Genomic DNA, 22,431 nt, shown 5'->3' on the forward strand with positions numbered 1-22,431 from the left:
GTATTTAAAAGAAGCCCTCACTTACACGTGAGGGCATTGATTAAGCGTAAGAGTGTAGTCCTGCAATAATCAGGTTAACTGCTATCAGGTTAAACATAATAATAGCAAATCCAATTACTGCTAGCCAGGCTGAACGGTTTCCTTCCCATCCTCTCGATAGTCTGAGGTGAAGGAATGCTGCGTAAAACAGCCAGGTAATAAGCGCCCATACTTCTTTCGGGTCCCATCCCCAGAAGCGCGTCCAGGCAATCTGTGCCCAGATCATCGCGAATACAAGTCCGCCGAGTGTGAATACCGGAAATCCGATTAACACTGAACGGTAGCCGATCTCATCAAGCATATCCAGATTGGCTTTTCTGACAAGCGGCTGAAATAAAGCCGCCACTTTCTTTCTTGTAATTAATCTGATTAATAAGTATAAAATTGCACCAATTCCAACTGACCAAATCACTGTATTCAGTCTCGGTGCATTTACTAATGGATGCATTTCAAGACCTGATGAAAATGCTCCCTCTGTCAGCAGTTCACCTTCATTAGGCGTCACAAGTGCAGGCATCGCATATTGTACAACTGTTTCTTCTTCATCTGCATTAACAAAAGTAAATTCTGATTCATAGCCCGCAATTGAAAAAGTAGTTGCACTGATAATGAATCCGACAACAAGAATGATACTGAACATAATGGCTTCAAGCCAAAATACCTGCTTACCTCCTTTTGAAAGATCAATGTCTTTCAAAAGAAAGATTAATCCTGCTACAAAGCTGATTGCAAGAATCGCTTCACCCGCTGCAACGGTAGATACGTGAATGGCTAGCCAGTCACTCTGCAGAGCAGGAATAAGCGGTGATATATCTCTTGGAAACATACTTGAATATGCAATGATCAGCAATGCGATCGGCAGTGCAAATACACCAAGCACATGAAGTCTGTAAATAAAATAAATAATGATAAATGACGCTACAAGCATCATTGCAAAAAATGTAATAAACTCAAACAGATTACTAACCGGCGCATGTCCTGAAGCAATCCATCTTGTGATGAAATACCCTAACTGTGCTGCAAAACCAATGATTGTAATCGTAATACCAATCGTGGCCCATCTGTTCTTTCCAATCTGATTTGTATGTTTTTTAGATTTAATGGATCCTGCAAAAAATACAGTAGCTACTAGGTATAATAGAAATGCTGTATAAAGCAGGGTACTACTTATGCTGGCGAGTTGTGCCACTTCCTTCTTCCTCCTTCGCATTGCTGTTGGATTCTTTCAGTTCCTGATGATCTTCAGGCTGATCGAGTCCCGCATATTCGAATGCCGGAGCAATGTCTTTTTTCAATCCGTACCAGTTTTTATTTGTGTGTCCTGCTGCATAAAGAATTCCATCAGACCCCTGCTTGATCCAGATTCTTCTGTGATTCCAGTATGCACCCACTACTACGCCGAACATAAAAATAGCGCCGCCAAGGGCCAGTATCCACAAGGTTAAATCCTTTCTTACAGTTAAGCCGGAAAGATCTCTTGTTTCAATTCCATTAAAACTGATCTCATATTCATTTTCACCCAGAGGTTCAAGGTTCTGCTGAATCGCTACAAATGCCACTTCACCATCAGGATGTTCAGGTGAGATCATATTAAATAGAAAAGCAGGATTATTTGGCAGAGGTGAAGCAGACTGCGGTTCACCATCTTCAAACCCGCTGAAATCAGGATAATAGCCGGTTAATTCTACAGAATAACCATCGTCTAATTCATATACGCCCGATGTTTCAGGGTCAAACAGATTAACGGTGAATTCACCGGCAGATTCGCCAGTTTCTTTATTGTCCATAGTAAAAGACATTTTATAAAGTTCATTTTCAATGTAGTCAGTTTGATAAAGAGCAAACTGATCAAACTTCATTGGTATATTTACCTGTATAGCATGGTGCTGTACTTCTGTCAGCTCATCCTGTGAACCTGCTACTGAATTTTCATCTCTTTTAAATAGAATTGCATCTGTCTGGAAATTTTTCGCGATAGCACCAGTTCTCTGAATCGTCTGGTCAAAAACTTCAGAATCACCCTCCTGGTACGTTTCAAGGGTAAAACCCTCATTTTTCAGAAAGTATTCCTGTCCGGTACCTGGAATTGATCTTGTTTCGCCTTCACGGATCCATAAAATTTCATCCACATACATCCCTGGAACAAATCTCAGCATCGCACCAATTAAGAAGATAATCAGACCGGTATGATTAATATAGGGACCCCATCTTGAAAATTGATTTTTTTCTGCAAGAAGATGTCCATTTTCCTGCCTGACTTTATAGCGTCTTTTTTTCAGACCTTCATTCAATTTATTCAGCACTTCAGAAGAAGCTTTTCCTTCATAGGATGAATAAATACGCTGCCTTTTAAGAAAAGAATCGTGTCTTTCCACTCTTTGTTTTTTCAATGCCTTATAAAGCGGCACTCCACGATCAAGACTTGCGATTATAATAGAAGTACCTATTGCCGCTACCAATAGCATAAACCACCATGAACCATATAGATCATGAAAGCCAAGCACGTAATATATTTTACCAGGAAGGCCGTACCTGCTTTCATAATACTCTACTGCAGGTACATTCTGCGGAATGAAAAACTCCTGCGGAAAAATCGTACCGATCGCTGAAGCTACGAGCGTCATCACGATCAAGGATACGCCAACTTTTACAGAAGAAAAGAAGTTCCAGATCTTATCGATAATTGAAGCATGATAGGTCTGTGATCTTCTGGCCATCCCTTCATAACGCATGACGTCATGTGTTTTTCTTTTTGCAGCCGCCTCAGTCAGCGTACGCCCACAGGCCTGACATAATTCAGAGCCTTCGGGATTTTCGTGACCGCATTGACAAATTATTTTACTCATTCAGAAGACTCCTGACTATCAGGTTTAATCATTTCCATGTAGGACTTAACGTCTTCTTCAGTCATTTCACCTTTAATTACTTTTACAATTTCACCTTCCGGATTAACTAACAGTGTAGTCGGAAGCGGTCCGATTGAGTATGCATCCATGACATCCTTGTTAACGTCTCTTACTACAGGAAAAGTCAGACCGTATTCATCTGCGAAATTAGAGACTTTATAATGAGACTCACCTACGTTAACAGCAAGAACTTCAATCCCTTGGTCCTGATAAACCTCGTATTGATTTTGCATATAAGGGAACTCTTTCTCACATGGTTTACACCAGGTTCCCCAGAAATTTAAGAAAACACCCTGACCTTTATATTCAGAAAGCTGATGTGATTCTCCATTCAGATCTTCAAGCTTGAAGTCAGGTGCCTGATCACCCGCTCCCACTAGCAGTCTTTCATCTCCTGCTACACTGGAGTAGATAGTGTATGATATTGCTGCCAGCAGCACCGCAAGAATAGAGACGCGCATAATCAGCCTCTGCTTTTTCTTCTTACTCACTTTTGCTACCCCCTTTTAATGCGTAAATCCATAAAGTTTCATTGTCATTATAGCATTCACAGGAATAGGACTAGCGCACAGTATTTGAATGAACTGTGAAACTTATCAGTTGTTCTGGCCATTTTCAGCGAGTGCTCTGAGCTGTTTTACTTCATGTGGAGACAGCTCTCTTGATTCACCTGCGTTCAACCCTGATAAATGAAGAAAACCGTATCTTTCTCTTTTAAGCTTCTGCACAGGGTGACCGGCAGCCTCAAGCATTCTTCTCACCTGTCTGTTACGCCCTTCATGAATGGTGATTTCAATAATCGTTTTATCCTTCTGTTTATCAGCTGAAATCACTTTAGCTCTCGCAGGAGCGGTCATTCCATCTTCGAGCTTGATCCCTTTTTCAAGCTTTTTAAGTGTCTCTCTCTTAACAAGCCCTTTTACTCTGGCGATATAGGTTTTAGGCACTTCATATTTAGGGTGAGTAAGCAGATTAGCAAACTCGCCGTCATTCGTTAACAGCAGTAATCCTGAAGTATCATAATCCAGCCGTCCAACCGGGTAGATTCTTTCTTGAACATATTCAAAATAATCCGTTACAACTTTACGGTTTTTATCATCACTAACAGCTGAGATCACACCGGTCGGTTTATAAAATAAATAATAAACCTTGTTTTCACGCTCGATCTTTACACCTTCCACTTCAATTTTATCTGAAGGCGTTACTTTAATGCCCAGTTCTGTTACGGTTTTACCATTCACTTTAACTTTTCCTCCGGCAATCAGTTCTTCTGCTTTTCTGCGAGAAGCTACACCTGCGTGCGCAATCACTTTTTGTAATCTTTCCATCTTTTACACCTCTTCATTTGTTCTGCTTCTTACAGCATTATGTCACATCTACCCCTAAAAGCAAATCAGTACATAACAAAACCTTGTTTTCCTGTTGGAACTGACGTTTTATTCAGATATAATTAGCACTATTGAGGAATCTCAGCAAGAATGCTTTAAGAAAATGGTGAGGATATGGAATATACAGTTAAAGTCGATGCTTTTGAAGGTCCCCTGGATCTCCTTTTGCATCTGATACAAGGTCTTGAAATTGATATTTATGATATCCCGATGGCTGAAATAGCTGAGCAGTACACGCTTTACATCAAAGCAATGAGTGTACTCGAACTGAATACAGCCAGTGAGTATCTTGTAATGGCAGCAACACTAATGTCCATTAAAAGCCGAATGCTCCTTCCTAAACAGGAAGAACATTGGGAAGAGGATCAGCAATTTGAAGAAGATCCGCGCGAAGAGCTTGTCGAAAAGCTGATTGAATATCGAAAATACAAAAAAGCTGCCACTGAACTAAAGGAAAAAGAAAATGATAGAAATATGCATTACACTAAACCACCTGAAGACCTCAGCAGTTATTCTCAGCCAATCGAGTCAGGTGAGAAAACTCAGATTGATCTTGCAGAACTGATCGGAGCGTTCAACAAACTGATGCGACGGAAAAAAATTAAAAAACCAATGTCTACAAGAATCACAAGACAGGAGATTTCAATTGAAACAAGGATGACTGAAATCCTGGAAACAATTCGTGCCCATGCTGCACCCAGACCTTTTTCGGCACTTTTTCCTGTTGCTGAAAAACCGCATATGGTTGTATCGTTTTTAGCAGTACTTGAACTTGTAAAAAGACAGGAAATTCATATTAATCAGGATCATAATTTTTCGGAAATTATGGTTGAAAGTACTGAAGGAGTGTCATTAGTTGGCCAGTCATAATCACAAAGCAATTACAGAAGCACTTTTATTCACAGCAGGAGATGCCGGGTTATCTAATGACCAGATCGCAAATGCACTTCACATTTCCCCTTCTGAAGCCGAAGAGCTGATGAAGGAAATGCAGGATCGCTATCAGCATGAAGAATCAAGAGGGATCGAGATCGCTATTTATGCAGAAAAATATCAATTCGTTACAAAAAAAGATTTATCGGATTATATTAAGCTTTTAGCTGATTCACCTTCACCTTCTTCTCTTACTCAGGCAGGGCTTGAAACCCTTGCAATCATTGCATACAAGCAGCCAGTTACACGCGTTCAGATTGAAGAAGTCAGAGGGGTTAAAACGGATGGGCCGGTTCATACACTGCTAGCAAGAGGATTAATTAAAGAGGTTGGAAGAAACGAAGGTGCCGGCAGGGCAATTCTGTATGGTACCACAGAAGAGTTTTTGGATTATCTCGGATTAAAAGATCTGTCAGAACTCCCCCCTCTTCCGGAAGATATCGAAGAAGATGAGAAAGAAGATAGTGATCTGTTTTTTGAATCATTAAAAAATGGACTCTCAGTGAATGAATGACACATGCCAACGCATGTGTTTTTTCTTTTGCAAAGGTCTAATTTTTCGTAACTTCTCATAAAGATACATGTGAAAGGTGGTGTATCCGATTAAAAAAATCGTCATTGTTTCGTTACTCTTTTTCTTACTTTATAAGCCTGCTTATGCGATTGATGTTTCTGCGCACTCCTCAGTAATGATTGAAGCAGAAAGCGGAAGGGTCATATTTAATAAAAATGAACATGAACAAATGAAAATAGCAAGTATCACAAAAATCATGACCGCTCATTTAGCAATTAAGTATGGTGACTTAACCGACAAAGTTAAAATATCCAGTGAAGCATCTTCTACCGAGGGGTCCAGTTTATATTTAAAGGCTGGACAATCCGTCTTACTCGAAGATCTTGTTTATGGACTCTTGCTCAGATCAGGCAATGATGCTGCAGTGGCTATCGCTGAGCATATCAGTGGTTCAGTTTCAGCGTTTTCTGACCTGATGAATAAAGAGGCTAAAGAATTTAAAATGAAAAACAGTCACTTTACAAATCCTCATGGCCTGGATACAGATGATCAGCACCTCTCAACAGCTTTTGATATGGCAATTCTGACTCAGCAGGCAATGCAGGATCAAACATTTCAAAAAATTTTCTCAACTGCACAGTATACTCCATCTTTTAAAGATGCTTATCCCTGGACAAATAAACACAAACTTGTGACCGGACTTTATCCATATGCAAATGGAGGGAAAACTGGATTTACAAAAAAGGCAGGCAGAACTCTTGTAACAACTGCGAAAAAAGAAGATCTCACTTTTATCGTTGTCACAATTAACGGACCTGATGACTGGAATGACCATATGTCACTTTTTGAACACGGATTCGGTCAATACGAAATGACTGAACTGATTACCCGCGGTGCTCTCCCTGTCCTGCCGGGTATGCCTGAGAATATACAATACATATCAAACGTTGAACAGAAAATTCCTTTAACAAAAAAAGAACAAAAACGGATTGTTTATCAGATGGTCCAGGGTAAGAATGCAAAGCTTATCGTCTATGTAAATGGAGAAAAAATCAGCAGTATTCCAATCGAAGAAAAAAAGGTTGATCCACCTGCACTTTATGAAAACCTGATCAGGAAAATGAAGGAGCTTTTTAAATGGTAAATTTAATCTGGATCTTCATGCTAGCCTCAGGACTGATTTATAGTATTTTTAATGGAACGATTGATGAAGTGAACAAAGGTTTATTTGAATCGGCAGGTCAGGCTGTTGAACTGGTCATAGGGTTTGCTGCGGTTTTTACGCTCTGGCTGGGGATGATGGAGATCGCCAAGCGCTCGGGGCTGCTGAATGTTATTACCAGACTGTGCTATCCGTTCATCAGGAGGCTGTTTCCTGACCTGCCAAAGAATCATCCCGCTGCCGGATACATCATGACAAACTTCTCAGCGAATTTTTTTGGTCTTGGAAATGCAGCCACTCCATTTGGTGTGAAGGCCATGAAAGAATTGCAGACGATGAATCCCACCCCTGAAAAAGCGAGTAGATCCATGGTCACTTTTTTATGTCTGAATACAGCTGCAATTACATTTTTCCCCGCTACAATTGTGTCAATGCGCCTATCTGAAGGTGCTGCCGATCCAATGGATATCGTGATTCCTGCGTTTTTAGCCACAATCTGTTCATGTTCTGCTGCAATGATGTATGACAGAATCAGCTGGAAGATTGCTTCAGGGAAGCATCATGATTGAGTTTATTTTTTTTACAAAACTGATCCTGCCTTTATTAATTCTTACGATTCTGCTGGCTGCTCTGATTACCAGAACAGATGCGTACAGTGCTTTTGTAAGTGGTGGAAAAGAAGGATTACAAATGGCTGCTGAACTGCTGCCTTTTCTGGTCGGGATGATGGCTGCAATCAGTGTTTTAAGATCCTCCGGGTTATTACTTTTTATTACGGATTTAATCGCACCATTATTTGTTTATTTCAGTGTGCCGGCAGAACTTTTCCCCCTGTTTCTGACACGTCCAATATCAGGGACTGCTGCTCTCAGTATTACAGCCGATCTGACTCATACTTTCGGTCCTGAGCACATGATTTCAAGGCTCGCTGCTGTAATCCAGGGCAGTACTGATACGACTTTATATATATTAACTGTTTATTTTGGTGCTATAGGTATAAAGAAAATGGGCAGGGCACTTGCAGTTGGATTACTCGCAGATCTAACTGGGATGATTCTTGCTGTCATCATTACTGTGTGGTATTTTCAAAACATTTGGAGCTGAGTAAGCAATGTGATAGACTAAATCAAAAATTGGAGGTGACTGTCGTCCATTATCCTGACGCATATATTCAGTTTTTAGTTCACTTTCATGGAGACCGTGATTACTTTGAATGTCATGAAATCCTTGAAGAATATTGGAAGGAACATACTAACAGAGGGAAAAATTCAGTATGGGTCGGACTGATACAGCTTGCAGTTGCGCTATATCATCACCGCCGCGGAAATTTTAAGGGTGCTGCAACAATGATTAAGCAATCTAAACAAAAGATTACTGTATTCACTCCTGAATGCAATAACCTGGCACTTGATACCAGAAGCTTATTGGAATTAATCAGTGAAATCGAAGGTGCTGTCCTGATTGGGTCACCCTACCAGAGCGTCACCCTGCCTTTAACTGACCCTTCTTTAATTAATCTCTGTCAGCAGAAATGCAGACGAAATGGATTTACCTGGGGTAGCGAAAGCAATCTCGCAAATGCTGATTTAATAAATCGTCATATGTTACGTGATCGGTCTGAGGTTATATCGTTAAGAAAGCGCGCCCTGCTTAACCGGTCAAAGCTGAATGCAGTATCAAAGGATCCTGAATAAAAAATGAAACCGCAGCTTTTAATCGGCTGCGGTTTCATTATCTTCACATTTTTGAAGGAATCCTTCTGTATAAGAAGTACTTACCAATTCTTTTTCTGTATACATATCCTTGAGTGTTGCAACAATACGCTGTCCTACTCCCTCGTTTCGGTGAGACGGATTCACTGAAATATGGCGTAGCGTAATCTGATTTTCTTCGATTTCCACCCCTGCCAGGCCAATGATATCTTCTTCCTTCCACAAAAACAACTGATAGTTCTTTTCTTCCTCATACTGCTTCATCGACTGCTGTAACTGCTTAATGTCTTTTTCTGTCGGCATAAAAGACATCAGGCCCATCGCAATTTTCTCAAAGGATTTTTTATAACGAATTAACATACAGTACTCCTCACCAAGCGTAATCGTAATCTGCTGAAATATATCAGCAGGTGATCCAGTAAAATTTGCACAGCTCTTACACCGTAACATATCATACTAAATGTATCAGAACTTTTCAATTTTGTCCTTATACAATAAAAATCCAGTAAATAATACCCCAGATCACGGCAAGTATCAGTAAGACAATAAATGTAATTGCATTTTGTTTTTTCATTATTTTATATCCGCTCCTGAAAAAGTCAGCGGCAGGTCGTGTCTAATGAGATCCTCAAAATTCTCGCGTTCAATTACAAGTTCTGCATGACCATTTTCAACAAATACAACTGCCGGACGCGGAAGACGGTTATAATTGTTTGCCATCGCATAGCCATAAGCACCTGTGCAAAATACTGCAAGTATATCTCCCGGCTGATGAGTGGTAATAGGCAGATCCCAAATGAGCATATCTCCTGACTCACAGCACTTTCCGGCTATAGAGACGACTGAATCTGTATTATCTTCCGGACGGTTTGCGATGACTGCTTCATATCTTGCATTATATAAAGCTGGTCTTATGTTATCACTCATCCCGCCATCCACTGCAAGATAGTTTCTTACCTCAGGAACATGCTTGGATGAACCTACTTTATATAAAGTAGTACCTGCATCTCCTGTTAACGATCTGCCTGGTTCAATCCAGATCTCAGGCATTGAAAGCTGATGATCTGCCATTAGTGACTTTACTTTTGTGATAATGTCTTCCACATATTTACCTGGAGCGAGCGGTTCATCTTCTTTTGTATATCTTATGCCAAACCCGCCACCGAGGTTTAATACTTCAGCTTTAAAATTTAAAGACGCGCTCCAGTCTGCCATCTTTTCAATCATCTTTTCAGCAGCCATGATAAAGCCGGTTGTCTCAAAAATTTGCGATCCAATATGGCAATGTAAACCAAGCACATTAAAGTGATGATCCTGAAGAACAATTTTCAGTGCTTCCTCAGCCTGTCCATTCTGAAGGTCAAAACCAAATTTTGAATCTTCCTGACCTGTCAGAATATAATCATGCGTATGTGCTTCAATACCGGGCGTTACACGGAGTAAAATGGAAGCAGTTTTGTCTTTTTCTTCACAAATACCGGATAAAAGCTCAATCTCATAGAAATTATCAACAACAAAGCAGCCTATATTGGCATCCAGTGCCATAGCAATTTCTTCAGGGCTCTTATTATTACCATGAAAATGAATTTTTTCAGGGGCAAATCCTGCTTTTAGCGCTGTATACAATTCACCGCCTGAAACGACATCAAGACTTAAGCCTTCCTGAGCAATCAGCTGAATCATTGCGATTGATGAGAAAGCTTTACTCGCATATGCTACCTGAGATGAAACACCAAGTTTTTCAAAAGTGTCTTTAAAGCCGCGGGCACGTTCCCTGATCAGCTGAGTATCATAAACATACAGCGGAGTACCAAATTCATTTGCAAGTTCAATTGTATCTACCCCGCCAATCGTTAGATGACCTTTTTCATTAATTGATGATGTACCATAATAATACATGTTACGATCCCTTCTTTACTGCAGAATATCATTAATAGATAGTAAGTACATTACCACAGTAAAGCGTTTTAATGCAATTGATTAATGAGAGCGCCTTTGTCTGACACGATCCTCCGCCTTGACGATCATCGGTCTGATCACAGTACCTGTAATCGGAGCCCTTGCGACGATCTGTAATAGTGCGAGTGGTCTGAAGGGTAGTAATGGCCATAAATATGGCACAGTAAAGACACGCATCTGTGCCAGAAAAACAATTAAAACCGTAATGCCAATAATAAAACCTGTTGTATGGAAAAATGCGGTAAGGATTAAAAGAAATATACGTGCAAATTTATTTGCAATACTAAGCTCATAGCTTGGCGTTGCAAAAGTTCCAATCGCTGCGACTGATACATATAAAATAACTTCCGGCACGAACAATCCAACGTCTATCGCAATTTGCCCAATCAGTACAGCTGCAATTAATCCCATCGCTGTTGAAAGCGGTGTAGGTGTGTGAATGGCAGCCATTCTTAAAAATTCTATTCCGATATCGGCTAATAATAGCTGAATGATCAATGGAATGGCTGCTTCCTCTTTCACGCCGATAAATGATAATGAATCCGGTTTTAAAGAAGGGTCAATTGCCATCAGATACCAGAGCGGAAGCAATACAATTGAAGCAGCAATGCCTGTAAATCTGATAAATCTGAGCATTGTTCCTGCTGCAGGTGACTGCCTGTATTCCTCAGCATGCTGTACATGATGAAAAAATGTTGAAGGTGCAATGATCACACTCGGGGACGTATCGATATAAATACATATATGCCCTTCTAACAGGTGTTCAGCAGCAATATCTGCTCTTTCTGTGAACCTAACAAGCGGATATGGATTAAACCCCTGTTTCACGATATATTCCTCAAGGGATTTATCTGTCATAATCAGGCCATCAGTATGAATCTGATTAATTTCCTGTCTGATAATATCAACAAGCTCTTTATTCGCAATACCCTCTATATAACCAATTGCGACGTCCATTTTTGATCGTTCACCAAGTTCAAGCATTTCAAACCTGATTCCCTTATCCCTGATCCTTCTTCTCGTTAGAGCTGTATTGACGATTATATTTTCAACAAACCCGTCCCTTGATCCGCGCACCACTTTCTCATTATCAGGTTCTTCCGGCTGCCTCCCGGGATAAGTTCTGACATCAATCAGAAAACATTCCTCTTCACCATCAATTTTTATCGCAATTAAGCCGGAAAAAACCTGTCTGATCAGTACGTCTTCCATATCAATTATTTCAACTGAATGATGGATAATCCTCTGGTCAACTAGTGCTTTGAAATTTTTTCTGCGGTCCATTTCATGTAACGCACTTAATTCATCAAGTATTTTCATTATATACCGGGTCTCACACAGGCCATTTACGGCATAAAGGTGTATATTTTGATCACCATAGTCTATTTTTCTGACAATAAAATCAAAACTCAAGCCTAAACCGGCTTCTTTGAGCCGGCTGTCTAATTCCCGATTTTTTTTAGGGAGTTTTTTCAATGTACTCAACCCTTCCATACCGGTAAAAAGATCAGCCAGTAAAAAAGTGAACCGGCTACTTTCCCCGCAATGATCGCTGTAATGATCAGTTCCAGACTTCCAGTCATTTTAAGCCTTCTTGTTATGAGAGGAATCACATTCAACACTTCCGTTAACGCAGCTGCCATCATTCCAATAAATACGCCTGATAATAATCCAAGTATCGGAACTGCTAATGAGACGTCTATACTAATTGGCAGGTACATTGCAGCTGTTCCTGAGAGTGCACCAATGATCAGTGACCATTCAATGCTTTTCAGCCTTACTTGCTGTGAAGTCATGATTACTACTCTTGGAAGTACACCCAGGACTGAAATAAATGCGACAAACCCACCACCAACTGCAAATCCTCCTGCAATTCCTATAAATGCAGTGATCAGATCTGTAACAATGGTCATTTCTTTTGATCAGTCGTTCTGACATAATCTTCTACAGATTTTTCATATTTATAGATTTCTATATCCAACGGACTCGGTTCATCATTGAACTGCTTTTTTAAAAGTCGATTAAAAAATACAAGCATCCCAAGTCCAATACCTGCTGAATAAGGAATATGAAACCAGTTCGGATGACTACCACCAAGCATATTTACGATAATCAGCTGAGTTTCTGCCATACTGACATCTTCGTGAAAATACATAATTGTGAGTGCTGAGCCTGTGAACAAGAGAAGCCACACAATACATAACAGAAGTGATGAAGAGCGCGTTGACTCAAGGCGTTCAATTACGGTATAAGAATTGCCTGTAATTGCTATATCCGAGTGTCCTGCTATGCGGAGAATGTCCGTACTTGAGATAATTGAATACCTGCCATCGATCTCATCGAGTACCAATCGTTCAGTTAACTCACTTTTTGCTCCTGAAGTTGTCCAGATATCAGCAATATCCCCAAGCCGGACCGGACCACCTTCAAGGGTAACTTTCGATTTCATCTCAATATAAGTCTTCACGCTCTTCACCCCCTTTACACAATGTGTTCTTCTTCAAGCCATTCTTTAATTGAGGATAGTACTTTCTTTTCAATACGTGAGACCTGAACCTGGGAAATACCAAGCTCTTTTGCTACCTCTGATTGTGTCCAGTCTTTAAAATACCTGAAGAAAATAATCATGCGGTCTCTATGATCCAGTGTCATCAGCGCCTCTTTAAGTGCAATATGGTTAAACCACTGATCGTCCTGTCCCGCAAGCTGATCTAAAAGCGTAATTGGATCTCCTTCACTTTCATATACTGTTTCATGAATAGATGAAGGAGCTTTTGAGGCTTCCTGGGCAAGAATAATGTCATCTACCGGCACTTCAAGGTAAGTGGCGATTTCAGAAAGTGAAGGGACTTTATTTAATACTGCTGATAAGTGTTCCCTGGCTTTTCTAACCTTATAGCCAAGCTCTTTAATTGATCTGCTCACTTTAACCGTGCCGTCATCCCTTAAAAACCTCTGAATTTCTCCAATGATCATCGGAACAGCATAAGTAGAAAATTTCACGTTATAGGACAGATCAAATTTATCTACTGCTTTTAGAAGTCCAATTGATCCGATCTGAAATAAATCATCGAGCTCATACCCCCGATGTTGAAATCGCTGAACAACCGACCAGACCAGCCGGACATTCTGTTCAACCATTTTATCCCGTGCCTCCTGGTCACCATTCTGACTCTGCCTGATCCACTCACGAACCTCTTCATGATTAATCGAATTTACACTCATCTGATGATCCTCTACATACAATTGGCTTTAACAGCGGATAGCTGCTTCACCATTTTGACAATCGTCCCCTGATCTTCAAATGAGTTTACTTCTACCTGATCCATAAAATGCTCCATAATTGTAAAGCCCATTCCTGATCTTTCCATATCAGGTCTTGAAGTATAGAGAGGCTGCATTGCCTCTGTCAGTTCACTGATCCCTTTACCATGGTCCTCTATTTCGATTGTCAGTATTCTGTTTTCCATCGACAATTTCATGCAGACTTCATGAAACCCCTCTTCGTTATACCCATGAATAATCGCATTCGTCACAGCTTCTGAAACAACTGTTTTAATATCACTTAATTCTCCCAATGTCGGGTCATACGGCGCAACAAATGATGCAGCAATCATTCTTGCAAGTGCTTCATTTTCACTGACTGAAGTAAAGTGGCAGACCAGTTTATTTTTCATTGGACAGCCTCCAATCTGGAAAGTGCTCTCTCCTCAGATATTTCCACCATCAGAATTTTATACATACCAGACATCTCAAACAGCCTTTTAACAGCTGGAGTAGCGGCACACAACACCATATTCCCTCCGATTTTTTGTAAATACTTATATCTCCCGAGTATCAGTCCAAGTCCTGAGCTGTCCATAAATTCCAGGTTTTTGAGGTTCAGAATAATGTGTCTGATCGAATCACTTTCCATTAAATCTGCAAGTTCTTTTCGAATAGGTCCTACTTCGTGATGGTCAAGCTCCCCACTCATTCTAAGCAGCAGTACACTTCCTTTGACTTCAGCTTCCACTTTGCACGCCATACCTACTCCTCCTTCTTCAGCTGATCATTTACAGCTGTAATCCGGTGTATTCACGATTGAAACCAGCTAATCCTGCAAGGTGACAATACTAGAAAAAAGAAGTAGTATTTCGACTTAATTAGCAAAAAATGATTTTTTCCATGTTCGTGTGAATAATGCTGACCATTTGGCTCGTTTGATGTCTTCTTTTGAGATCAGTGCACCTCTTGAGATCTCTTTCCCATTTTTATATACGCTTACATGACCGATCGCTTCTCCTTTCTTAAGCGGGGCCTTTACATTTTTTTTAATTGAAACTTTCCTTTGATAGTCAGCACTTTCATTCTTTTTCTCAATGACTTTTAAAGAATGGCTTAAAACAACGTCAATTTTTTCTGGGGAACCTTTATCTGCAGCAGCTTCAGCAATTGTTTCTCCCTGTTGATTAAATGTTTTAGTCACGTAATTTGTAAATCCGTAATTCAGCATTTCGGCTGACAGCTGATTTCTTTCTTTAGAAGACTCTGCACCGAAAATAACACTGATCAGACGCATATCTCCTCTTTTAGCAGTCGCGGTCAGACAATATTTGGCTTCACTTGTGTATCCGGTTTTTAATCCGTCAGCACCCGGATATGATTTGATCATTTTATTTGTATTAACGAGCCAAAAAGGGTCTGTGTCCTGTCTTAAATAATCGTCATATGTGCCAGTGAATTCTGTGATTTCCTCATACTTCAACAGCTCTTTAGCAAGTATAGCCATATCATGTGCAGAGCTTAAGTGTCCGTCTTCAGGAAGACCGGTTACGTTTTTAAAATGAGTATTCTTAAGATCGAGAAGACCGATTCTATCATTCATTTTTTCCACAAAAGCTTCTTCTGAACCTGAAATATGCTCTGCCATGGCAACTGACGCATCATTTGCTGAAGCAATTGAGATTGCCTTGACCATCTCTCTTACTGTCATTTTCTCGCCCTGCTTCAGATAAATTTGTGAACCACCCATACCTGCTGCTGTATCACTTGTAGTTACTTCGTCTTCCCACTTGAGCCTGCCCTGATCGATCTCTTCCATAATCAGCAGCAATGTACCGATCTTTGTCATTGAAGCTGGTGGAAGCTGGTCTTTACTGTTCTGTTCAAAAAGCACCACCCCTGAATCTGCATCTACTAAAATTCCTGACTTTACTTTGTCTAAATTCAGTTCAGCTGCACCGGCTTGTGAAAAAATGCAGAAAAACAAACTGAAGCAAAATAGATGTAATAGCTTCTTCAACTCACACACGCCCTTTAGAGGTTTTTATTATGATTGCTGATTAATGCTATTTTTATACATAAAAAAACCGCAGCAATTAAGCTGCGGTTCTAATGATTATGCCCCTGTTACCTGATCAACAATTAATGCCGGTGCGTGACCTTCTGCTGAGATTTCGATACTCTCATACAGTTTTGTTTTTACTTTCTCAACTTCTGTTAAATCATTTGCATAGATTGTAACGAGAGATTCTCCTTCTTTTACCTCATCCCCAACCTTCTTATTCAGCAGAAGTCCGACAGCTAGATCAATTTCACTTTCCTTAGTTGCTCTACCTGCACCAAGCCACATTGCGGCAGTTCCAACATTATCTGCAACGATACGGCTGACTTTACCACCCGCTTTCGCAGGAAGTTCAATTTTATGCTCTGCCTGAGGAAGCTTTGAAGGGTCATCTACAACAGATGCGTCACCACCCTGCCCGGACAGGAATGCCTTAAAGCGGTTAAGTGCTTCTCCGCTTTCAATTGCATCCTCAAGCATTTTTCTTGCTTCTTCATGCGATTCTGCCTTTTTCGATAATACAACCATGTGGCTTCCAAGCACTAAACAAAGCTCTGTCAGATCTTCAGGTCCTTCACCATTTAAAGTATCAATTGCTTCTTTTACCTCAAGTGCATTACCAATGGCAAAGCCGAGCGGCTGGCTCATATCAGAAATAACAGCCATTGTCTGTCGCCCAACATTATTGCCAATCTTAACCATTGCTTCAGCAAGCTCACGCGCCTGTGCTTCGTCCTTCATAAACGCACCTGCCCCGGTTTTTACGTCAAGCACAATTGCATCTGCACCTGCAGCAATTTTTTTACTCATAATTGACGATGCAATCAGTGGAATACTGTTTACAGTTGCTGTAACATCACGCAGTGCATAAAGCTTTTTATCCGCCGGTGTAAGGTTTCCGCTTTGTCCGATGACTGCAAGCTTCTCTTCATTCACAAGGCGCGTAAACTCATCACTCGATAATTCAACATGAAAGCCCGGTACTGCTTCAAGCTTGTCTATCGTCCCACCTGTGTGGCCGAGCCCGCGTCCGCTCATTTTAGCAACAGGTACGCCCGCAGCTGCAACCAGTGGTCCAAGAATTAATGTTGTCGTATCCCCAACGCCACCTGTTGAGTGCTTGTCTACTTTAATTCCTTCAATTGCTGATAAATCGATCTGATCGCCTGACTCCACCATCGCCATCGTGAGGTCAGCACGTTCTGACTGGGACATACCTTTAAAGTAAATCGCCATTAATAAAGCGCTTACCTGATAATCAGGAATTGTTTCATTTGTGTATCCTTCGATAACGAATTTAATTTCTTCAGTCGTGAGCTCTTCACCATTTCTTTTCTTTTCAATTACATCTACCATTCTCATTTTATGATGCCTCTTTTCAATGTTTATTGTATTGATTCAGGGCAGTTTAACTGCCCTGAATAAGTGAAATTTATTTCAGCAGCTCATTCAAAAAGCTTTTACCGAATTCAGGTGCCTTCACATTAAAGTTTTCTGCCACAGTTGCCCCGATATCTGCAAATGTTTCTCTTAGAGGAATTTCTCCACCTTTTTGAATTGCCGGAGAATAGACTAGAAGCGGAACATATTCACGTGTGTGATCTGTTCCGTGATGTACAGGATCATTACCGTGGTCAGCTGTAATAATCAGCAAATCATCATCTGTCATTTTATCAAAAACTTCTGTCAATCTCTCATCGTATTCTTCAAGCGCTTTCCCGTATCCTTCAGGATCTCGTCTATGTCCATACAGCGCATCAAAATCTACAAGGTTTAAAAAGCTCAGACCCGTAAAATCTTTATCAAATGTCTGAATGAATTTATCCATCCCATCCATATTATCTGTTGTACGGATTGATTCAGTTACACCTTCACCATTATAAATATCTGAAATTTTCCCGATCGCAATCACATCAAAATGGTCATCTTTCAATTCATTCATAACTGTACGATTAAATGGCGTCAATGCATAGTCATGTCTGTTAGATGTACGCTTGAAAGAACCCGGTTCTCCAACAAATGGTCTTGCGATAATGCGTCCTACAAGGTATTTTTCATCTAATGTAAGATCTCTTGCAATTTCACAGATCTTATACTGCTCTTCAATTGGAATAATATCTTCGTGTGCAGCGATCTGCAGCACCGGATCAGCGGAAGTATAGACAATTAAAGCACCAGTTTTCATATGTTCTTCGCCTAATTCATCTAAAATCGCTGTACCGCTTGCAGGTTTATTCCCAATCACCTTACGTCCTGTCTTTTCCTCAAGCGCCTGAATCAGTTCTGCAGGAAAACCTTCAGGGTATACTTTAAAAGGTGTATCTATATTGAGGCCCATAATCTCCCAGTGACCTGTCATTGTATCTTTACCAACTGAAGCTTCCTGCATTTTTGTATATTTAGCTAGCGGATTTCCGGATGGTGAGATCCCCTTAATTTCTACTATATTAGATAGACCGAGACTGCCCATATTTGGCATTTTCAGACCACCCATATGATCTGCTATATGTCCAAGTGTGTGTGCACCCTTATCATTAAATGCTTCTGCATCCGGTGCCTCACCAATTCCTACAGAATCCATTACAACCAGATGAATACGTTTGAATTTGTTATCACTCATAAGATCTTCCTCCTTAATTAACTAATATTATTGTACCTATTCTATAACCTTCCTTACAAGAGAAACGTCTGAAGTCTGACAACTAATTTCCCCGAGAATTACGCTCTCGGATGAAATTGTGAATAAACCTCTCTAATTCTCTTTGTAGAAACATGTGTATAAATTTGTGTTGTAGAGATATCAGCATGCCCAAGCATTTCCTGAACAGCTCTCAAATCTGCCCCATTTTCAAGTAAATGAGTAGCAAAAGAGTGTCTGAGTGTATGCGGCGTTAATTCCTTTTCAATTCTTGCTTTGTCAGTCAGCGCTTTTAAGATCTTCCAAAAACCCTGCCTGCTCAGTCTCCGTCCATGATGATTCAGAAATAATGCCTGTTCTCCCGGCTTGCGTCCTCTATTTTGTCTCAAATATTGTGAAATGACATTTGAGGCTGTTTGTCCTATAGGTATAATTCTTTCTTTATTTCCCTTTCCACGGCACTTGATAAACCCCATATCAAGGTTAATATCATCAGTGTTTAAATTGATTAATTCACTTACCCGCATACCTGTACCATAGAGCACTTCGAGCATCGCTTTATCTCTCAGTCCGTTTTTCTTAGTGAGATCAGGACTTTCAAGCAGCGCTTCAACTTCTTCTATACTTAAAACTTTAGGCAAAGTCTTTTCAGCCTTAGGTGTACTCAGATGTTCAGTCGGGTCCTGATCGCATAATCTGTTCCTCATTAAATAATGGTGAAAAGATCTGATTGAAGAGGTATGTCTTGCAATGGTTTTAGCTGACTTTCCCTGCTGTTTTAAGTGTTGGAAAAACTGAAGCACATGAAGTCTCTGTACATCACACACCTGACTGATTGTTTCAACTTTAGTTAAATATTCAGTATAACTCTTTAGATCTCGTTCATACGACTGAATCGTGTTTTTTGAAAGCCCTTTTTCAATGATCATGTATTGTATAAAATCCTGTAACTGGTCTTTCATCAGCTCACCCCGCTTCTTATATATTTTAATGTTTAAAAAGAAGAAAGTCACCTTTCTGTTGAACAATAAGGGTTTTATAAAATAAAAAACCATGCATAAATGCATGGTTAAGTATCTATTACTGGCATCGATGGCAAATACCATGAAATGTCAGTCGGTGGTCCTTTATTTTAAATTTCCAGTCGCGTTCCACAATCTCTTCAACATCTTCAAGTAAATCATCCTGTATTTCATCAACAGCTCCACATTCGAGACATATCAAATGGTGATGGAAATGAGCTGCACCCTCTTTACGCAAATCATATCTTGAGACACCGTCTCCAAAATTGATTTTATCGACTACTTTTAATTCTGATAGCAGTTCCAGTGTGCGGTATACAGTCGCTAAACCGATTTCAGGCGCTTTTTCTTTCACTAATAAGTAGACATCTTCTGCGCTGAGGTGGTCAGCTTCGTTCTCAAGTAATACCCTGACTGTTGCTTCACGCTGAGGGGTTAATTTATAGCTTGCTGAATGAAGCTGCTTCTTAATTCTGTCAATACGGTTCTCCACAACTACCCCTCCCCTCACAATATCATCAATATTATAACAAACGGAATACTATTTGCAAACAATAATCATTATTAATTAAGACCATAAAGAATTATCATCTGATACTGGTTCTTATGTAATAAAAATTCTAATTAAGAAGCCTGGCACATAATATTCAACAACTCCTGCAAAACCTGTAACAACTGCTGCAGCGGCAAATAACATTATATACGCAGCACCAATACTTTTAACAGTATATATGAAAGGCTGTCTTGCGCCAATTCCTTTCCAGATCTGCCCTGCAAGGATTAAGGATTCAGCGCCTAATATAATATAAACGGTAATAATAAGCAGATTATGTGGTAAAAGCACAATCGCTGCTTCAATAAGTCCACTGAGGCCTTCATCATACAACATCATACCTGCTGCAAAACCAAAAAGGCAGCCTTTCATGTAGATTAAAAACCAAGCAACCGGCAACCCGGCTAAAGTAAATCCGGAAGTCCAGATAAATAATAAGATGAGTAAATCTATCATCAATGCGCTTAAGATTTTACCATTTCCTCCAAACTGGATATCCGGCATTATGTGCAAAGGTGCATAAATGTTCACTAAGAGTGCCCCTGCAGCTGTGCCTCCTGCCAGTAGGATTAAAATAAAAATATAATAGGCCAGGTGGTTTGACAGGTAATGTAAAATATTACTGCTGATATTCGGCTTCAAATGTATCCTCCTCCCTGCACAACCATTCTATGCAGGAAGCTGAACTCTATGTAAGGTTTCTCAGCTGCTCCAGGCGGAGATATTGGACTGCATATGCTGTTTTAGCATCATAAATGCGCTGATTCAATACCATTTCCTCTGCTTCTTCGAGGGTAACCTCCATCAATTCAACAAATTCATCTTCATCGGTATCTTGTGCATCTTCAATTTTATATAACCCTTCTGCTTTGTAGACATGAACCAATTCATCAGCAAATCCGGGTGATGTATAAAATGAGATTACATGAGTCAACGTTCTGCACCCATACCCTGTTTCCTCTTCAAGTTCTCTCTCTGCTGTCACTTCAGGTAATTCTCCGGGCTCAAGCTTTCCGGCAGGGATTTCTACGATGGACCTTTCAAGCGCTTTACGGTACTGTTCAACCATAATCAGTTTATGATCATCCGTTTTTGCGATCACACAGACTGCACCTGGATGCTTGATGATTTCTCTTTTTGATGTTTTACCATTCGGCAGTTCAACATCCTCAACCTGCAGGCTGATAATTTTACCTTTGAACAGGTCATTTTTCGTGATCGTTTTTTCTTCAAATTTTTTCATCTCGGTCACTCCTTTATAGTTGTATTGTAACAGTGTTTCCCCACGCTTGCCTCACGCATTGTTTGAACGGGAATAAATTAGAGAATATGATAATTAAAGAGAGGAGAATGTATATGGAAAAAAGAAGAATTGGTTCATCACCGCTTGAAAGCTCACTGCTTGGTTTAGGATGCATGTCACTCGGCACAGATGCCAAAAAAGCTGAAGAGATTATCAGAACTGCCTATGAGAATGGTATAAACTATTTTGATACAGCTGATTTATATGATTATGGTACGAACGAAGAAATTGTCGGGCAGGCTTTAAAGCCAATCAGAAGTGAGGTAATCATTGCGACTAAAGTCGGCAACCGTGCGAAAGATGATCTGAGCGGCTGGTACTGGGACCCCTCAAAACCCTACATAAAGGAACAGGTCAAAAATAGTCTTAAACGGCTTCAGGTTGATTATATTGACCTCTACCAGCTTCACGGAGGGACACTTGATGATCCAATTGATGAAACGATTGAAGCATTTGATGAACTGAAAAAAGAAGGGCTGATCAGGGCTTACGGATTTTCTTCAATCCGGCCGAACGTTATCCGTGAGTATGCACCGAGATCTTCTGCAGACTCTAATATGATGCAATACAGCCTGCTCGACCGCAGACCTGAAGAACAGGCTTTTGAAGTCCTGAAGGAAAACGACGTTTCTGTCATTACAAGAGGTCCGCTCGCTAAAGGTCTATTGTCTGCAAAATATAAGGAAAAGCTGACTAAACACAACGGCTTTGTTCATTATTCTGAATCCGAACTTAAAGACTTAATACCAAAGCTTGAACAACTCTTTGAAGGCAGATCTTTAACAGAGATCGGACTTTTATTCAATGCCGCCCACCCTGAAGTTTCCACGATCATTGCCGGTGCAAGTTCACCTGAACAGGTGATTGAAAATATTAAAGCGATCAATCAGCCACCTTTAACGAGAGAAGAAATTGAAATGCTGAAATCTATAACAAAAGCAGATGGCTATAAAGAACATCGTTAATACAAAAACTG

General features: G+C 40.3%; 26 protein-coding genes. 7 read left to right on the top strand and 19 right to left on the bottom strand.

Features of this window, described 5'->3' with window-relative positions:
• Positions 1 to 40: 40 nt before the first annotated feature.
• From ccsB to LG330_RS10490, 4 genes are all read right to left on the bottom strand, one after another.
• On the bottom strand, positions 41 to 1,228 hold the full coding sequence (ccsB, locus tag LG330_RS10475; protein ID WP_404403582.1) for a c-type cytochrome biogenesis protein CcsB: 1,188 nt from the start codon (positions 1,226 to 1,228) through the stop codon (positions 41 to 43).
• Complete coding sequence (locus LG330_RS10480; RefSeq protein ID WP_404403584.1) at positions 1,203 to 2,885, bottom strand: cytochrome c biogenesis protein ResB; 1,683 nt, start codon at positions 2,883 to 2,885, stop codon at positions 1,203 to 1,205. The genes ccsB and LG330_RS10480 overlap by 26 nt, the downstream gene beginning before the upstream one ends.
• Positions 2,882 to 3,436: a thiol-disulfide oxidoreductase ResA gene (gene resA, locus LG330_RS10485; RefSeq protein WP_404403586.1), complete on the bottom strand. Its 555-nt coding sequence runs from the start codon at positions 3,434 to 3,436 to the stop codon at positions 2,882 to 2,884. The genes LG330_RS10480 and resA overlap by 4 nt, the downstream gene beginning before the upstream one ends.
• 105 nt (positions 3,437 to 3,541) lie before the next feature.
• A complete protein-coding gene (locus LG330_RS10490; protein ID WP_404403588.1) occupies positions 3,542 to 4,273 on the bottom strand; it encodes a pseudouridine synthase in 732 nt (243 codons plus the stop codon).
• Between the two features lie 174 nt (positions 4,274 to 4,447).
• Between LG330_RS10490 and LG330_RS10495 the strand changes: the two genes are divergently transcribed.
• From LG330_RS10495 to LG330_RS10520, 6 genes are all read left to right on the top strand, one after another.
• Positions 4,448 to 5,203, top strand: coding sequence for a segregation/condensation protein A (locus LG330_RS10495; protein ID WP_404403590.1), 756 nt, complete (start codon positions 4,448 to 4,450; stop codon positions 5,201 to 5,203).
• Positions 5,190 to 5,780, top strand: coding sequence for an SMC-Scp complex subunit ScpB (scpB, locus tag LG330_RS10500; protein ID WP_404403592.1), 591 nt, complete (start codon positions 5,190 to 5,192; stop codon positions 5,778 to 5,780). The genes LG330_RS10495 and scpB overlap by 14 nt, the downstream gene beginning before the upstream one ends.
• 79 nt (positions 5,781 to 5,859) lie before the next feature.
• Positions 5,860 to 6,924 carry a D-alanyl-D-alanine carboxypeptidase family protein gene (locus tag LG330_RS10505; RefSeq protein WP_404403594.1) on the top strand — a complete coding sequence of 355 codons (1,065 nt, stop codon included), beginning with the start codon at positions 5,860 to 5,862 and terminating at the stop codon, positions 6,922 to 6,924.
• Positions 6,918 to 7,511, top strand: a complete 594-nt coding sequence (locus tag LG330_RS10510) for a nucleoside recognition domain-containing protein (RefSeq protein WP_404403596.1) — start codon at positions 6,918 to 6,920, stop codon at positions 7,509 to 7,511. Before LG330_RS10505 ends, LG330_RS10510 begins: the two co-directional genes overlap by 7 nt.
• Entirely contained in the window at positions 7,507 to 8,046 is a 540-nt protein-coding gene (locus tag LG330_RS10515) for a spore maturation protein (RefSeq protein WP_404409567.1), read from the top strand. The genes LG330_RS10510 and LG330_RS10515 overlap by 5 nt, the downstream gene beginning before the upstream one ends.
• 35 nt (positions 8,047 to 8,081) lie before the next feature.
• Complete coding sequence (locus tag LG330_RS10520; protein WP_404403598.1) at positions 8,082 to 8,636, top strand: DUF309 domain-containing protein; 555 nt, start codon at positions 8,082 to 8,084, stop codon at positions 8,634 to 8,636.
• An 18-nt stretch (positions 8,637 to 8,654) separates the two neighbouring features.
• Here LG330_RS10520 and LG330_RS10525 read toward each other — a convergent pair whose 3' ends face one another.
• The 15 genes from LG330_RS10525 to LG330_RS10595 all read right to left on the bottom strand — a co-directional run bounded on the left by LG330_RS10525 (position 8,655) and on the right by LG330_RS10595 (position 21,395).
• Positions 8,655 to 9,014 (bottom strand): GNAT family N-acetyltransferase, encoded by a 360-nt coding sequence (locus tag LG330_RS10525; RefSeq protein ID WP_404403600.1) that lies wholly within the window; start codon positions 9,012 to 9,014, stop codon positions 8,655 to 8,657.
• Between the two features lie 213 nt (positions 9,015 to 9,227).
• The gene (lysA, locus tag LG330_RS10530; protein ID WP_404403602.1) at positions 9,228 to 10,553 is read right to left on the bottom strand and encodes a diaminopimelate decarboxylase; all 1,326 of its coding nucleotides are present in this window, start codon (positions 10,551 to 10,553) and stop codon (positions 9,228 to 9,230) included.
• A gap of 81 nt (positions 10,554 to 10,634) precedes the next feature.
• Positions 10,635 to 12,107 carry a spore germination protein gene (locus LG330_RS10535; RefSeq protein ID WP_404403604.1) on the bottom strand — a complete coding sequence of 491 codons (1,473 nt, stop codon included), beginning with the start codon at positions 12,105 to 12,107 and terminating at the stop codon, positions 10,635 to 10,637.
• A complete protein-coding gene (locus LG330_RS10540) occupies positions 12,095 to 12,526 on the bottom strand; it encodes a stage V sporulation protein AB (protein ID WP_404403606.1) in 432 nt (143 codons plus the stop codon). The genes LG330_RS10535 and LG330_RS10540 overlap by 13 nt, the downstream gene beginning before the upstream one ends.
• Positions 12,523 to 13,080: a stage V sporulation protein AA gene (locus tag LG330_RS10545; protein ID WP_404403608.1), complete on the bottom strand. Its 558-nt coding sequence runs from the start codon at positions 13,078 to 13,080 to the stop codon at positions 12,523 to 12,525. Before LG330_RS10545 ends, LG330_RS10540 begins: the two co-directional genes overlap by 4 nt.
• 14 nt (positions 13,081 to 13,094) lie before the next feature.
• The gene (gene sigF, locus LG330_RS10550; protein WP_404403610.1) at positions 13,095 to 13,838 is read right to left on the bottom strand and encodes an RNA polymerase sporulation sigma factor SigF; all 744 of its coding nucleotides are present in this window, start codon (positions 13,836 to 13,838) and stop codon (positions 13,095 to 13,097) included.
• A gap of 11 nt (positions 13,839 to 13,849) precedes the next feature.
• A complete protein-coding gene (gene spoIIAB / locus LG330_RS10555) occupies positions 13,850 to 14,290 on the bottom strand; it encodes an anti-sigma F factor (protein WP_404403612.1) in 441 nt (146 codons plus the stop codon).
• Positions 14,287 to 14,640, bottom strand: a complete 354-nt coding sequence (gene spoIIAA, locus LG330_RS10560; protein ID WP_404403614.1) for an anti-sigma F factor antagonist — start codon at positions 14,638 to 14,640, stop codon at positions 14,287 to 14,289. Before spoIIAA ends, spoIIAB begins: the two co-directional genes overlap by 4 nt.
• A 114-nt stretch (positions 14,641 to 14,754) precedes the next feature.
• Positions 14,755 to 15,906: a D-alanyl-D-alanine carboxypeptidase family protein gene (locus tag LG330_RS10565; RefSeq protein WP_404403616.1), complete on the bottom strand. Its 1,152-nt coding sequence runs from the start codon at positions 15,904 to 15,906 to the stop codon at positions 14,755 to 14,757.
• 87 nt (positions 15,907 to 15,993) lie between these two features.
• Entirely contained in the window at positions 15,994 to 17,301 is a 1,308-nt protein-coding gene (locus LG330_RS10570; RefSeq protein WP_404403617.1) for a pyrimidine-nucleoside phosphorylase, read from the bottom strand.
• Between the two features lie 70 nt (positions 17,302 to 17,371).
• Entirely contained in the window at positions 17,372 to 18,559 is a 1,188-nt protein-coding gene (deoB, locus tag LG330_RS10575) for a phosphopentomutase (RefSeq protein WP_404403619.1), read from the bottom strand.
• A 98-nt stretch (positions 18,560 to 18,657) separates the two neighbouring features.
• Positions 18,658 to 19,539 carry a site-specific tyrosine recombinase XerD gene (gene xerD, locus LG330_RS10580; protein WP_404403621.1) on the bottom strand — a complete coding sequence of 294 codons (882 nt, stop codon included), beginning with the start codon at positions 19,537 to 19,539 and terminating at the stop codon, positions 18,658 to 18,660.
• Positions 19,540 to 19,657: 118 nt separating this feature from the next.
• Complete coding sequence (locus tag LG330_RS10585) at positions 19,658 to 20,092, bottom strand: Fur family transcriptional regulator (RefSeq protein WP_404403622.1); 435 nt, start codon at positions 20,090 to 20,092, stop codon at positions 19,658 to 19,660.
• Positions 20,093 to 20,203: 111 nt separating this feature from the next.
• Positions 20,204 to 20,794 (bottom strand): stage II sporulation protein M, encoded by a 591-nt coding sequence (locus LG330_RS10590; RefSeq protein ID WP_404403624.1) that lies wholly within the window; start codon positions 20,792 to 20,794, stop codon positions 20,204 to 20,206.
• A gap of 46 nt (positions 20,795 to 20,840) precedes the next feature.
• Positions 20,841 to 21,395 (bottom strand): NUDIX hydrolase, encoded by a 555-nt coding sequence (locus LG330_RS10595; RefSeq protein ID WP_404403626.1) that lies wholly within the window; start codon positions 21,393 to 21,395, stop codon positions 20,841 to 20,843.
• A 113-nt stretch (positions 21,396 to 21,508) separates the two neighbouring features.
• Here LG330_RS10595 and LG330_RS10600 point away from each other — a divergent pair, with 113 nt between their 5' ends.
• Positions 21,509 to 22,420 (top strand): aldo/keto reductase, encoded by a 912-nt coding sequence (locus LG330_RS10600; protein WP_404403628.1) that lies wholly within the window; start codon positions 21,509 to 21,511, stop codon positions 22,418 to 22,420.
• The last annotated feature ends 11 nt before the right edge of the window (positions 22,421 to 22,431 follow it).

Origin of the sequence: Jeotgalibacillus malaysiensis (assembly GCF_044789845.1) — a bacterium.
Taxonomy (GTDB): Bacteria; Bacillota; Bacilli; order Bacillales; family Jeotgalibacillaceae; genus Jeotgalibacillus; species Jeotgalibacillus malaysiensis_A.